The organism is Chlamydia sp. 12-01 (genome assembly GCF_042234205.1).
In the GTDB taxonomy this organism is placed as follows: Bacteria; Chlamydiota; Chlamydiia; order Chlamydiales; family Chlamydiaceae; genus Chlamydia.
The window spans coordinates 1,135,591-1,151,171 of record NZ_CP114174.1; the positions used below are offsets into that span (position 1 = coordinate 1,135,591).

Here is a 15,581-nt window from a genome sequence, read left to right on the forward strand (position 1 = left end):
CCCAAGAATATTATGTTAAATTCTGTAACATTCTCACCAACCTATTCTCCTAATCTAATAGAGAAGTTTTCTGCTGCTCTAGATTCATATTTTTATCTAGGAGGAAAACAAACTAAGGTTCTAGATAAATCAACAGAATTAGGGCTTAGATTGGCTGTCCAGCACCAAGGACGCGCGGTATCTACTATTGAGAAAGTCCTCAAAATACTCTCCTGGATCTTGGTTCCGATTGTTATCCTAGCCTGGTTACTACGCCAAGCTTTGCATTTATACCTATATGTCGCATATCCATGTGTATATCTTGATGCAGCATTACCAGATTCTCTCCAGAAAGATATTTTTACAACATGCCAAAAAATATCTCATACACTTAACCATAAGACTATTTTAACAACAAAAGAAGAGGCGTATCAGGAATTACAATCTGAAGGTATTACTGTAGTAAAACCTAGTAAAGAATTTTCAAATGTTCTTCCTGAAAGGTTTTATCTAGATTCTCATAAATCTCATACATTTTATATTATGGGAGAGAGAGATCACTTCGACACTCACTGCTTGGATCTTTATAATCTAATTCAAGCAGGAAGAAATCTTATCTCTGGATTTGAATTAACGGGTAAGAACGATAAGAAATCTATACAAGCAATCTTAAAAAAACAGCTTGGGATTACAGCAAAAATCACCAGTCTTCCTAAACAAAAACAAGAGTTATACTCTGGTTTAAAAGCGAAGTTCTACTTTGATAACTATCCTAGCTATGTGTGCATATTGAATGATGACTCTATGAATATTCATGATGTAACAGGCTCATATGCAGACCCATTAAAAGAAACAGCTGTTGCAAGCTTTGTGAAAAATGTTCTAGAATCGCGACTTTTAGAGAAAAAAGAAAATAACTCTTTTATATCTTGGCCTAGATATATTGGGTGTGAAATGAATTCTGGAATAGTCATTTTAGATGATGAGGAAGAAAACAAGCAGGTAATTGTCTCAGATCCTCAAGGGCATACCGATGCTAATCTTAGATTCTTCTCAGCACAATCTTTTATAGAATGCTATCACAGCATGAAAAAAAGAGACTTGGTTCCCTATATTTTAGGGGAACAAGCCACCTTTAGACACCATCAAAATAAACATCAACTTATCATGAATGAGTTGGGAAGTCGTCTACCCATGGATTCATGCGTAAGTAGATCATTTATCATGTCAGCCTTTCTACGACAAGTTCCTAGTGCTTTCTTAAGTGATGTATTAAAAGAGGCAACCCTACAAGAGGTTGCCTCTGCATTACGATCTCTAGATCACACAAAAATTGCACGATCTCTAGATTTAAATGCGATTACAATTCCAAAAGCCTACATTCTTCAGGAGAAATCTGAACTAAGATCCTATTCGGATAAACAAATCAAACTACAGTTAGCAATCGAATTCATTAAAGAAATTTTATCTAATAAAAGTTCAACAACCGAAGAAATCTTCATTCCCTATAAAGAACAAAGCCTTTCTAGCCCTACCATCCGAACAACTCTCTGGGGGCATCTTTCCAATACGGCAAGAACTGGTTTAGTAAATTCTATACTTATGCAATTAGAAAGCATGCATGTCATCGAAAGATTTACTGAAGTGAATCGCGGAGTATATGTACACCTAAATTCTAGACAAATAGATACATAGTTCATGAATTATGTATCTAAAAAGTCAGATATCTCAAAAGATTTTAATCTGGAGTGGTGTCTGCGTATTCAAAACTAGGATCTAGATCTGCTCTTGAGTGTCTAAACAAACGCTCCTCCACTTTTCTAACCCGCTGTTCATCACCAAGATACCAATGAGCTTGCTCACAGAAACAATTGAATAAAGCTCTCCATTCCGACTCCACAGTTCCTGCTTCATAGAATCTAGCTATTCTATAGTCAATTTCTTCTTGAAGAGGAGCGGGGTCGCAATACCTTTCTAAGTGTCTTATCATACTATAACCAGCAGACATAGCATAAAATGTTCTATAATAAGCCGATACCTGTCTAGATAGAGCTTCTAAATTTGAAGTGACACTCGGGTATTTCTTTCTATAGTTTTCTAAATCTCTTAAAGAATAAATACTAATTGCAAAAGATAATTGTAGATATTCTGTAATCGTACTTGTAAGGATTTCATCACTCGCATATTTTCTATCGGGAAATTTGAAATTTCTCTCCTCATTCATATGTAATAAATTCAAGACCTCTTGATACTTATTTGATTTTAAAACAAGCAAATAGGAGATATCTGTATTCACAGGGGGACGGAAACCTCCCCATAAAGCAGGATTTATCCTATCTTTTTCTTCATTGAATCTCCGTGTTGCGTATTCTAATGCTGCATTTCCTTGAGCATTTAAAGGTGGTAGTTTACTTTCTGAAAAGATTCCTAACAGAGATCCTTGGACACTGGGTGGAAAGACTTTTGTCCTGATAAGGACAAACACAATTAACCCAAAAATTACTAAACTTAAAGATACACTACCAAAAATTAACAATCCAAGACTAGCACTACCAGAAAGACTCAAAGCACCAAGAACTATAAAAATTATAGAAAGCACGCACCCCACTATAATCAAGGCGCTGACCTTTAATATTTTTGATTGAGAAATTCCTTGTTGCGTTCTAATATTTTGTGTTAGGGTTAGACATTTACATATTTTGTTTAGATTTAACATGTTTTACCAAGTAAAAAGTTGACCGAAGCATGGTGCATTATCTAAACAATTAAAATCAAATAGAAATTAGAAATAGCGTTCCACACGCTATTGTGGAAGGGATTTTCATTTTTCATTAAAATTATAAACTGTAATTTTATATGAAAATTCTAGGGGTTCTGTATTTTTATCTGAATTAAATCTAAGAAATTTAGTGTAATTATAATGAATTTAATTAACTCAGTGGTTGCACAAAAAAAATTCTGATCTCTAGATTTAAATATGATTAGGGTTCTGGGAACCCATATTCTTTAAGAGAAATCTCAGCTAAGATTTCTTTCCGATAAGCAAATCGAACTACAGTTAATGATCGAATTTATTAAAGAAATTTTATCTAATAAAGTTCTAAGTATTAGAGAAATATTCATTCCCTAAAAAAGCAAAGCTTTATTAGCTCTACATCTGGAACAATTTTCTAGGAGTGAAAGTATGCGTATTATCAAAAGATTTACTGAAGTGAATCGTGGCGTGTGTACACCTAAATTCCAGACAAATGAATATAGAGTTTATGAACCCTATGCCTATAAGACATCTTACAGATCTTTAAGTGAACCTTATGCCTTTCTAAAAAGACTAAAAGACCTGTAAGATTTTTCTATATGAACTGATAGATTACATTTTAGCTAATAAGGTCTCCAGCATATTTAAAGTTAGGATCTAGATCCACTCTTGAATGGCTAAGCAGACGCTCTTCTCTTTCCCGAACTAGCTGTTCATCACCAAGGTACCAGCGGGCTTGCTCACAGAAACAGTTGAATAGAGCTCTCCATTCCGACTCCACAGTTCCTGCTTCATAGAATCTAGCTATTCGATATTGTGATTCCTCTTGAGTAGGAGCCTCTTCACAAAACCGCTCTAAATGCCTTATCAATTTATATGCATCAGACATTACATAAAATGATTGGCTGTAAGGGTATTTTCGATTAACTAGTAGTTCTAAATTTGAATGCGGAAATGAATAATTTATTCTAAATACTTTTAAATCCTGTAGAGAATAAACGCTGATTGCAAAAGATAATTGTAGATATTCTGTAATCGCACTTGTAAGGGTTTCATCACTCGCAGCTTCTTTATTAGGGAATCGCAATTTCTTCGGATCATCTAGCGATTCATTGATATGTAATAAATTCAAAATTTCTACATACTTCTCCTGTCTTAAAGTATATAAATAGGAAATATCTTTATTATTAGGAGAATAACACTCTCTCCAGGAAATAGGCTGTATTGTGTTCTTTTCTGAATCGAGCCGTCGTGTTACATACTGCAGTGCTGCGTTTCCTTGAACATTTAAAATTGGATGGGACTTAGGCTTCTCCTTTAAGGAAGACGGTGGCTGAGCAACCGACTTAACCGGTCTAAAAATCAGAATCCCAAGAAGCATTAACCCTAGAAGTACTACACCTAAAATTAAGACGATGAAACTAGAACTTCCAAGAAGACCTAAAGCACCTATGGTTATACAACTTATAGAGACTATAATCCCCAAAACAAAAGCGCTTACTTTAAATACTTTAGACTGCAAAATCCCCGATTTTGTTTCAGTATTTTGCGTTACAGTTAAACAATTACATATCCCATTCAAATTAGACATTTTTACCAAACTAAAAAATTCATCGGAATATCTTAGTATGCCTGTACGATTAAATGCAAATACAAAAAACTATCTATGAGATACTAAACATATTTCTAGAATTCGTTTTATCTTCGAAAAAGAATTAAGTTAGTTTTTAAAAATATAGCAGCATATTTTGTAAAATAAGGTGAAGAGTATCTGTAGGTCTCATTCGGAATTTAAAACAAGACAATAAAAAAAGAGATCTTTATTTGAATTGAAAGCAGTTGCTTTATTCATAAATATTAGGAAAAATTCCATACAAAAACGTATGTAGGAATTTTTCCTAGATAAGTCGTGAAGTTAACAACTTTGAAGACTCAGACTTTATGTAGATTCGTTTGGTATTTTAGACAAAAGAACTTTTATTAGTATACAAACTATTCCGGCGACAATTAATCCAAAACCGGCCAAGCCAAGACCAACACTACCTATAATCAATAAGGGGAAGCTAGCGCTTCCAGCAAGACCTAAAGCACCAAGAGTTACAAAAATTATTGAGAGCGACAACCCTATAATGCTGCAGCATGTCTTCAAGATACAAAATCCACGCAATTTGTCATTATTCATCTCAAAATTGTCTAATATATGTCGTTGGGTTCCCCATATTCCACCGAAAATCTGCATAAAAACCAATCAAATTAAAAAATTAAGTCAAAATATTTTAAACTAACAGGCAATTAAAATCAACTCATTTTTTTATTAATCTCTATAAATAGAAGTCGAAAGGAAATAAGGTTTTATAAGTTTTCTTGTCATAACCTAGGGAAAGTCCTATTTAATAGCATCTAAGTTCATAGAGTGTTATTAGATATATAGTATCCGAAACTTCTTTAATAACAGCGATCCATCTAGATCTTGTATCAAGGATTCTTATCCGAATGATCAAAAAATAACAATTTTCTCTAAAGAGCATCTAAAAATCTAAGAAAATGAATATCTGTACCTTACGATTTTTTATTTTTTTATAACTAAATTCAGGAGAGTGAGTCTAGTTTTTCTATATCATATTGGGACAAGTATGGTTGCAGTAATCTTTTAGTTTCCTATAATGGACCTCCCAAATTTTTATGGGGAAAGATTCTATCTGCTTTATAATAAAGCTTTTAGAGCAGGGAATTAAAATAAATCCTATGCAGTTGGACTATGACTCTTCCTGAAAAAACAACTCCCGCGTCCTCTTCGACACAGTCTCAATCTAATTACACAGCTCCCTCTACTTCCAATCAAAGCATTATTAATTCTGCTTCATTAGACGAGAGACTTAACCTCTACGATGAAGCTGTAAACCAAAATAATTCAACGGAATCTGTCGTTGAATTAGGGAAAACACTACAGCAAGAATTCTATAACTTAACGAATGAAACCTCTATAAGAAGTACAGTATCGCCATCTAATCACTCAGGAAACTGGAAAACATCTTTCTTATATAATTTGGCTCAACTTGTTGCACATGTCGTACCTACAAGGATACTACCAGCTAAAATCACCAAACCTACGGTTCTTCCACCGCCTACAAATCATACAGAGACTTCTTCGACACACGTCTCTAAACGCTCTACTAACTCTTCTTTTTCTGAAAATTCTACTTCGCGCGCGCAGCCTACCGTTGGGGGGGGGGGGGTTGCCTAAAAAAGAAAGAACGCTGGCTAAGCTTATTAAAGCTTCGGCCTCTTCTAGACCTACAAAGGCCACCTCCAAGCAAGCTCCTACACATATTCCTGATTCCTCTGCCTCTGAAAGCGCTAAGATTCTAGAGCAATCTTCTATTAAAGAGACTGGGAGAAAACTTATTGAACAGAAAGCTACAACAGATTCTGTCCAAAAAGTGAAAGACCCTCATCATCTTTCTAGGAAGAAGCGTGGTTTAGAAGATGAAGTTGAAGCTGGGGGATCAGCTACTCAAAAATACGATCTTACACCTGAGAATATCGTAGGAAAACTAGAGTTAACTCCTCAGCAAGAGAAGTTATGTCGAATATCAATCAACAACATAAAGAAAGCTGTAGGCTACTACAATGCTTTAGAAGATAAAAACTCTAGGAAAGGACAAGACCTCTTAGTTAAGCAGTCTATTTTCTTAGACATGATTCAAAAAAAAGCGGGGCTATCCGCGTCACATCCGAGTTCAAAAGTGATGACTATTCTTAAGACAGAGTTTTCATCGCATCGCGTTAAAGTGGATAAATATTTACATGGTATCTGGATTGCTGGATCTCCACCTGATGATGTAAGTCCCTATATCAAAGTATTTTTACAGACATATGACGATTTCGAATTCTACTTCTGGGTAGATGAAAAGGCTTACGGAGCAGCTAAATTTTCATCTACTCTGAAAAGAATAGCTTTTGATGCATCCATGAAGGAAATCAAGGAAAAAACCCCAGAGGTTGCAAAAGACTTTATTCAATACTACGAAGAATTACGGCAGAAATACGATTTCACTCAAGATCCTAATCTAAAGCAACAATATTACGATGATTTAGTCACAATCTATGAGAAGTATGAAAAATTAGACAAAGGCATTAGGGAAAATTTCAATGCCTTATTTTTAAGAAATATGATTGTTTCTCAAGATGGGTTTTTCAATTTTTGTATGCTTAAAGGCTCTAGCTCAATTACTGACGATATACGCATAGAATATCTCGAAAAAACCATTAAACTTCCCCAAGAGGAGGTTGAGCAATATAAGAAGACTATAGAAGCCAACAAAAAGAAAATTCAAGATATCGTTGCTAAAGTTAACAAGGATTTAGGATCCGAAAAGGTTAAAATTAAAGATATCAAAGAACTTAATTCAATGAAAGACACGACCAATCTCTATAATTACGAGATGGAGATGTTCTTAAGATGGAATTATGCCGCAGCGTCAGATCAGATCAGAATGTATATGCTCAAAGAACATGGGGGAATTTACACTGATTTAGATATGATGCCCCAGTATTCTCAGGAGGCTACTAATGCCATTTTTGAGAAAGGTGGGAATAAATTTTTCGAAAGCTTGCAAATTAGGCGAGTTATCTCCGATGTAGCTTTGAAAATAGCAAATGGAGAAAGTACTGTCACCTTAGAAGAAATCAGTAAAGAAATCAAAACATCAAAACTTACAGCTGATGATAAAACAAAAATCAAAGAGCTAATTACTGAATTTCAAAAGCTACATAAAGGCGAAGGTGGGAGCCAAGGCAAACCTAAGACAAGTCTCTTTCAAAAAATGGCTGCTGACACGATTCGAGATACAATGCCTGTTTTACGAAGGTACCATAAGTGGGATAGTGGTTGGAATGTTCGCATATTGAATGGTTTGATGATGGCTCATAAAGATAGTGCCACAGTTGATGCTGTCATTAGAGGACAACAACGAGCTTATGCTGAATTAAAAGACATAAGGGAAAACGTTCTTAGTGGATCTTTCTTTAATACTCTTGATGATCTAACACATTTAGATCAAAAAGATGTGGTGGGAGGCCATTTAGTCAGAGATTATCTTGGAAAGAGTCTATTTTATAATTTTAGACAAGACTCAACTATTCCTGGAGCTGTAAGTACATTAGGAATTACAGGTCCCGATTTAATTAAGAAAGAAATGGTCAAGCATTTCAAATCTTTTGGACCTCTAGGAAGTGACTTTCTTAGTGAGAATGGGAGGAATTTAGGAGATGCGGCCTATTTAGGTTCCTATAAACAAATTAAAGATTCAAAAGGCGAAATTACATATGACTGGAAACATCCTCTATCTATAGGCGCCAATGACGTAACTCCTGGAGATGAGAGTACGTGGTGTAATGTCAGACAGAAATGCGCAGCTGAGCTGCTTTTTTCTGATTCATCAAAATTACGCGCAGAAACTCCTAAAGGAATAGAGCGCACCAAAGTTAATCAAGCTGATTTCACTAAATCTTGGTCTCAGAAAGCAAAAGATAACCTCCCGGGAGGTCTATTAGTAAGGTTTAATAACCTTATTGAAGATCCTAAGGTGGATATCGTGAAACTATCTGATTTAGATCACGAAATCTATGAATTTAAGATGAAAATAAAAGATGATGCTATAGCAACAGCATCTATGTTTTCTCTACAGCTGCAACTTGCAAATCTAATCCGCGGTGTTCAACTTCCAGTTGCTAATCACGTTAACTTTTTCCCAGACTTATATAAAAATATCGAGGGAGATCTAGAAAAGGCTATTAAACTATATCTGAAGAGTCATTCACAGACGGGCATTACCTTATGGTATAGCTCATCAAGTGGTCTATCCATGTTCTTAAAAGATATGCTATCTGTAGCCGAGAGACAAGTAGCGATTGGTAATCTCATTGACTCTGCAGGGCAATCACCTCTTTCTATAACACAGATGAATCTCTTAATAAGCTATGGGGAGCTGAAGTCTAAAGAGAGTTTAGATTTTCTGACATCCGATGAAGATATTCACCAGTTTCTAGAAACTATAAATAAGATATCAGGGGATTCACGACTTTGGGCTAAAGTCAATCAAATCGAAGATCAGATTGTGGCGGGGCACTTCTTTAAAGATCTAGAGGAGTTCATAAACAAATGCTTTGTTCTACCTGAAAACGAAAGAAGAAAACTCATTCTAGATAAAATGAAGGAGATAACCCGCTATAGTGGTCTGGACAATCAAGAACAACAGAGCTCACAGAAATGGTATGAACAACTCTATGATACTACGTTTCAAAAACGTGTCTTAGATCCTCAGAAAAAGTTAGATGATATTATCAAAAAATTTGAGGATAGTGACCGTGTTAATCTACAGAATTTGGATAAATTCTTATTCGATAGATACTTATTTTCACGCTTGCATCTAGATGGATACGCCTTTACTGATTTAAAAGATCTCTATCGATTTATGGTAGCTGAAACAGGAGTTTCGGGACTCTTCTCTGCAGATAGTGTATTGCCAGCACCTTCCAAGCATTTAGTCGATATGATGAAAACAACACTAGGAGGAGATTATGAGGATATGCATGATGTCCTTAGTAGTGTATATGACTACTTATCTCTAGATCCTAATAGTCCAGAAGCAGAATCTGCTTTAGTAAATATACCAGAAAAATTAAGGGAGGAACTTAAAAAATCTCATATTCCTGATTTACTCATACCTCCGGTTGACGGCTATGTCTCTGCCTTGGGAATGCAGTATGGAGTGGAAGACGGTGGTGAATCCGAGCGCGTAATGACAAGTGTTATGCCTGGAGAATTCAACCTATCGAGCTATATCATGGCAAACTATCTCGATACACTTTATCAGCTACATCTACGTATTCATGATGGTTCCTTAACTCTAGAAGCAGCTAAGAAATTATTAAACGAGAAACACGTCTATTGTTTCCTTTATGATGATCGTCTTGAAGAGCTTGTAAAACTTGCAAAGGATAAGACATACCTTTCCATAACTGAAGTTAATTCGATTCTCTCTAAGAGAACAAATTTTGCACAAACAGTATCATCCTTGTTGTATGGTATTTTACCCGGAGTTAATGAAATCTTACAACGAGATGCGGATTTCGGTCGTCCCCTAGCGACTACAATGCTAGATCCCACGGCAATTAATCCTTACGATTATCGCGGAGTAGGATTGAGTAAAGATTTTTTCTCTGTTCCTCCTGATGTGCCTACAATACAAAACGTTGTAGAACAAGCAAAGTATTCTCTATTTTCTTGGCCCGAATTTTCTAGAGATCAGATACCTCTATGGGCTGGTTTAGCAAAAACATTTGGTTCTGAAATAGCACACCTACACCCACAAACGTTTTTATATCAATTAGAGGGGCGTTGTATGGGTCTCTCTATGCTCTATATGTCAGCGAAAGATTCTATTGCATATACCTTGATCACTAGAAATCTCATGACAACAAGCGCTCTATTTCAGACAAAAGAACGTGATCATATACCCCTAACAGAATCAGACAATACGTTTTTAGAGAAAAGCCAAACATACATTGATTGGTTACAATATCGTGGGAATAAAGAAATAAAAACAGGAGGGATACTGACTCCACACACATGGGATATTGAAGGTTTATCTAAGATATTTGGGAAACAGACAAACATAAAAAGCCTATTAGTAACCACGCCTAGCCATTCCCTAGTTGTTCAAGCGATGGATGAATTTTATAGAGTTACAGATCCCAACTTCGGACATTGTGATTTCGAGACATTACCGCAAGCCCTATTATTCCTAGAATCTTCAGTACAACTAACTGAAGAAGTAAGAACTCGCTATGGGATATCTTCTGAAGTAAGTGTAGCATCACAGCTAAAAGCTTATACCTTAGATTCAATAAAAGCAGAAAACTCCTGGTTTCCATCTACCAACTTAGGATTCTCCTATGATCAGTATATGACTACTTTATATAAAATGACTCTAAGGGGAGATGTCAATATAGGCCGTAGAAGAATATCCTGGGCAAACTTATATAAAATAGGAGGTACTATTGATCATAAAAGGATTAATGAAAAGACTCGTGAAGCAGATCTTGATAGATTAAAATTAGATGGGGATATTTTAAGTGATTATCTTTCTAAGACTGTTTTAGATGCTGAACTTACTTCTACAATCTTATACATCTTAGACAATTACGGCATAGAAATTGGGACAAAAGAGGTTAGCAGGAGCTTAATTGTCGAAACCCCTAGAGATCTTACAGCTTTAATAAGCGGGTTCAAAACTAAATCCCAGCAATTAGGTTCCATGCTACGGAACCTGATGGATGATATAAGAAATGCCATCCATAATACATCAGCTGATAATAAAGATAAAATATCTGTCACCAATGTGGATGTTACTGATGGCGATAAGATTTCGTTTGATTTTAAGCAGGGAGACTCTCAATCCAAAAAAATACAAATTCCAGGTCATGGATTAGTCAAAACATTCAAAGAGTTTGGGACAATGGCTAGCGGTCTGGCTGGCACAGGTGTCATGGACGTAGAGCTCGGCATGTCTATGGTGTCCATTGTACAATATGTACGCTTAGTACAAGCAGGAAAAGGTAGTGAGGCTCAGGCTATTTTTGACGTATCTTTAGATGTCAAAGAAATGGCTGAAATGACCTTGGGAAGTGTTTTACAGGGGCTAGGAAAGAAATTCATTACCGATGAGGGAATTGATGGATTTCGATTAGAATCAGCAGTAGCTAAGCAAGTTTTAAAAGCTTCTAAAAAAGTAGGAGGAACTTTAGGGAAAGCTCTTGCTAAAGTTGCGGGTGTTTTAGAGCTTCCTGTTCTTGAAACTATTGCAGGAGTCTGGAGTCTTTATAGTAGTGTAGAAGATCTGCAACACGCCTCCTCATATAGCGATATGATGGCAGCACGTGTTCAAATAGCTTTTGATTCTATTTCCCTAGCATTAACATTATCCGCCATTGCTGCTCCACCTGCAATGTTAGCTGCGGGTCCTATTGCTGCTATTGGTATGGGAGCTGCATCAATTGCTCGCAACGTTGCGAAAACAGAAGAACGTCATCAAGAATGGGGTAAATATAGAAAATTTCTAGAAGATGGAGGAGAGCATGTTATAGGCGCTTTCCCAGATAGAGGAGTGCTTGATTTGTCTGGCAACCATGTTTTAGGAAATATAGTTTTAGATCTAAGAAAAAATCCACCAACTCTTACGGGAGATCGATCATACAATGCGAATAGATGGATTGGGCATCAACCACACTTGTCAGACTGGCAAATTAGAGAAAAACTAGGTTATGCGTTTAGCATTAGTGCAACTGGCGCTTTAGCAAGAGGGCATGCCAATAGCTATTGGCCTCCTGAAGTTCCTAAAATCCCTGCAGGGATCTATAGGACTGTTATTCTTGGATACGGAATTACATACGAAGGAATTACTGAAGTCGTTTATCTATCGAATAAAGTAATTTGGAGAGAAGCAGTTATGGAGGCAGATTCTCGTTACTACAAACCTCCTTTAACAGCTAAAAATCATAAAAGTACGATAATAACAGGAAATACACAAACGACCATTATTCCCGTACGTCTTTTAGATAGCGATTCTCCAGAAAGAATAGATTATGCCTCACAGTATAAAGATTATGAGATCAAGGTTGAAGGGGGCAAAGGAGGAATAACTGTTCAAATCGGCGGAGCTGGTTTTTATAATATTACTGGAGCTCCGGGAGTTGAAAATGTGATTTCGTTCCGTGCTATTCCACCTCCATTTTCAGTGAAATTCAATCTCTCACAAGTAGTACAAGACGTTCCTCTTATATGGCCTAATGGCACAAGCATAAATATCTTAAAAATCCGACAAACAGGAATTTCTACAGTCATTGGTTCTTCTGGAGGCCGGGATACTCTATCAGGAAATCGTGATACCAAATTCTATGTAAGTTCCGGAGGAGGAACTATATATTCTGGAGCAGGGAAAAACTGGTATTACATACCTAAATTAAATAGTAACCTTACTATTGTACTTACTCCGAACTCTACTGATCACGATCTTACACTCGGCATGAACTCCTTCGAACTACATTCAGGAGGAGATAATTTAAATTTAGTAGGTCTCGATGGGGATAACAGCACAGGCATATACATTGAAAACGCAAATAAGAGTAGCTCTTATGATCGTTGGGTAGGTCATTTCCAAGTCAAATTCTCTGACGGTATTACAGTTGAAGCTATAGACAAACCTATCCCTGGGAATAATACAAATACCACTACTCTAGGCTTTACAAAATGCGAACAATCTACCTGGGCACTAAAACATCCTGAAGAACCTGGATTTGTAGATAATATTGTGCGATGGATGAAAAACTACCTCTGGTGGTTTGCTCCTGAGGTATCCATCATTCAAAAACATAGCCGTGTATCGTATTATGATGATGAGAAGCTTTTCGTTTATAAACCTGAAAAACACACAGAATTAGATCTTCGAGCTCAAGGTGAGTTTCAAACAGTCGTTGAAGGTGCTGTGGGTGTTTCTTATCTCCTATCTTCTTCACCAAATATAGAAACTCAACCTATTAAAGTTATACTAGCAGAGGATGGAGATGCTCCTCAATTTCTTGATTTTAGCACAATCGTTCCCAGTTTAATTGAAGGGAAAATGACAAATGGCACGGAAGAAAGCTCAAGTATAGATCTGATAGTTTCTTCTCCACGATACACAATTCCTATGACTCTAAGTTGGGATCCAGGTGATCCTCCATGGGACACAATAATAGATATTAGCACGAATGTTCGACCGACTTTGGGTAATTGGTATAATCAGCTACAAGAAGATCCTACAAAGAAACATGTTCTCTACCACAATAGCGTACTCATCCCTGAAAGATTAGAGGGTATAATGAGTCTAAATAACGCTGTTACTTTGATGTTGAGTGAGCTGCATAAGAGTAAAGAACACGTTCTTGGTGTAGAAAATAGGGGAGATGTAGATCTGACAATACAAGGGACTCTCTATGCTGGACATATTGAAGAAGTGATGACAGATCTGAAATGGACGATGCTTGAACAGCTTAAATCTATGAAGAAGTTCTCTATTAAAGTACCTGCGCATACTATTGAATACATTGATTTCCGAGGCAGTGATCAAAGCGGGGGGAATGTCTTATTCTATAGCAAGGTGGAATCTGGATTCCTTAAAGCAGATACTAAACCTAAAACAACATTCTCTCATAATACCTGGAAGTTTTACGATGAAATTCAAATTTATTATACTTCACTAAATCTTGAAGATTTCAATCGCTACCGCATAGCTTCTGAAACATTTGCGTTAGCACAACAGATCATGTATGCCCAAGATTTAGTCAACATAAGAAATAGAGATCTTCTCTTAAAATTCTTCTATATCCGAGAAGGAAAGGGTATAGGAACCATGCGTTTGGTATACAAAAACTTCTTTAACACATATCTGGATGGCATTTCTGAAAGAACGTTAGAACAAGAAGCTAAACCCTGGATGGCTTCAGATCCACATCAATTCATTGATCGAAGTTATTGGAATTACTTAGAGCTGACATTAGGGAAGGAGACGTTCAACTTAGTCACGTTGATTAAAGAATTCTGTTCCCGTTCCCGTATTTTATCTCTAGAGCAGGATAAAACAGATCATCATTTGATACTTCCTAAAAGATATCGATCTTTGGACTTAGCTGTTTTAACTTACACAATAGATCCTAAACAGATAAAAAATGCTCCAGAAAATAAACTACTTTTCCTTGATCAAGCAATAAAAGAATACCGACTTCCTTCATCAACGATCTTAGAAAGTTCTTATTACTTAGATCCTGTAAGCGGGGATCTTTATATAACGCGTATTCTATCAGATCAATTACAAAATCAAGCATTTGTTCTGAAACTGAAAGGATTTAAACAGGATTGGACAAGTTTTAAAAATATCATTATATCTGCGGAACACAAAGGACTTGTCTCATCTAGTGGAACTGCTATCACATTTATTGGTCCTGAGCTACGTCATTTAGAAATTAATTTCCCTAAGACAATCGCGGATGTAAAAATACCAGAAAGAATAGTTTCTAGAGCAGGTGTTATATTCCCAACTAATGATCAAGTCGTACATTACGATCCTCGAGTCGATCAACAGTTCTATATGTTGCGAGATTATATGTTATGGAACCTTCGTGATAGAACTAAGGGTCCTTCTAAACGTGCTAAAGCTTATGATAACTATTTATTAGGGTCGGCTATGCAGTTATATTCTCGAGATCCTAAATGGCAAATCCCTGAGAGCATGCTGCAATATGCTTTTGGTTATTACAGAGTCTATGTACCACATTGGGTACGTTCTCAAATGCGGGTGAATACACTTGTAAAAATGCCAAAGGGTAGTATTACAATTTCATTAATTACGACACAAAATGATCTTTTTGATCGTCGACCTGGATCTGGTTACAACATCTACTTCACTATAGTTGGTTTGGACAAACACGTAAAAACTCATACTGACAAACCTGGAGATATGCTGCTCAATCTAGATCAAGATGTGGTTCTTAGTGTGAAGAAAATCGATGAAAGTGAATATTCCAGAAGAAGAATCTATGTAGTTGCGGAAATTGCTACAGAAGAAGAACGTAGACTACGATCTAGCTCTGAGGTAGTCATCCTTCCGGGTGGAGAAAAGTTCAGATATAAAAGAAATGTGAAGGACAATAAAGAAGACGATTCTAATTAGAGCCGCCAGTTAACGATGACTTTATCCATCGAGTATTGGTGTATTTCAAGGTTTTTAAGAACACCTAATCCCTCCAA

General features: G+C 36.3%; 6 protein-coding genes. 3 read left to right on the forward strand and 3 right to left on the reverse strand.

What is annotated here, in order from left to right; genetic code table 11:
• Positions 1 to 12 precede the first annotated feature (12 nt).
• The gene (locus tag O1W69_RS04970) at positions 13 to 1,674 is read left to right on the forward strand and encodes a DUF648 domain-containing protein (RefSeq protein WP_375793450.1); all 1,662 of its coding nucleotides are present in this window, start codon (positions 13 to 15) and stop codon (positions 1,672 to 1,674) included.
• A gap of 43 nt (positions 1,675 to 1,717) precedes the next feature.
• Here O1W69_RS04970 and O1W69_RS04975 read toward each other — a convergent pair whose 3' ends face one another.
• The 3 genes from O1W69_RS04975 to O1W69_RS04985 all read right to left on the reverse strand — a co-directional run bounded on the left by O1W69_RS04975 (position 1,718) and on the right by O1W69_RS04985 (position 4,856).
• Positions 1,718 to 2,578, reverse strand: a complete 861-nt coding sequence (locus O1W69_RS04975) for a hypothetical protein (RefSeq protein WP_375793451.1) — start codon at positions 2,576 to 2,578, stop codon at positions 1,718 to 1,720.
• Positions 2,579 to 3,353: 775 nt separating this feature from the next.
• Positions 3,354 to 4,325, reverse strand: coding sequence for a hypothetical protein (locus O1W69_RS04980; protein ID WP_375793452.1), 972 nt, complete (start codon positions 4,323 to 4,325; stop codon positions 3,354 to 3,356).
• Between the two features lie 348 nt (positions 4,326 to 4,673).
• Complete coding sequence (locus tag O1W69_RS04985) at positions 4,674 to 4,856, reverse strand: hypothetical protein (protein ID WP_375793453.1); 183 nt, start codon at positions 4,854 to 4,856, stop codon at positions 4,674 to 4,676.
• A 636-nt stretch (positions 4,857 to 5,492) separates the two neighbouring features.
• Between O1W69_RS04985 and O1W69_RS04990 the strand changes: the two genes are divergently transcribed.
• Together O1W69_RS04990 and O1W69_RS04995 are read left to right on the forward strand one after the other, a co-directional pair.
• Positions 5,493 to 5,978 carry a hypothetical protein gene (locus O1W69_RS04990; RefSeq protein ID WP_375793454.1) on the forward strand — a complete coding sequence of 162 codons (486 nt, stop codon included), beginning with the start codon at positions 5,493 to 5,495 and terminating at the stop codon, positions 5,976 to 5,978.
• Positions 5,971 to 15,504, forward strand: coding sequence for a LifA/Efa1-related large cytotoxin (locus O1W69_RS04995; protein ID WP_375793455.1), 9,534 nt, complete (start codon positions 5,971 to 5,973; stop codon positions 15,502 to 15,504). Before O1W69_RS04990 ends, O1W69_RS04995 begins: the two co-directional genes overlap by 8 nt.
• Positions 15,505 to 15,581: the final 77 nt, after the last annotated feature.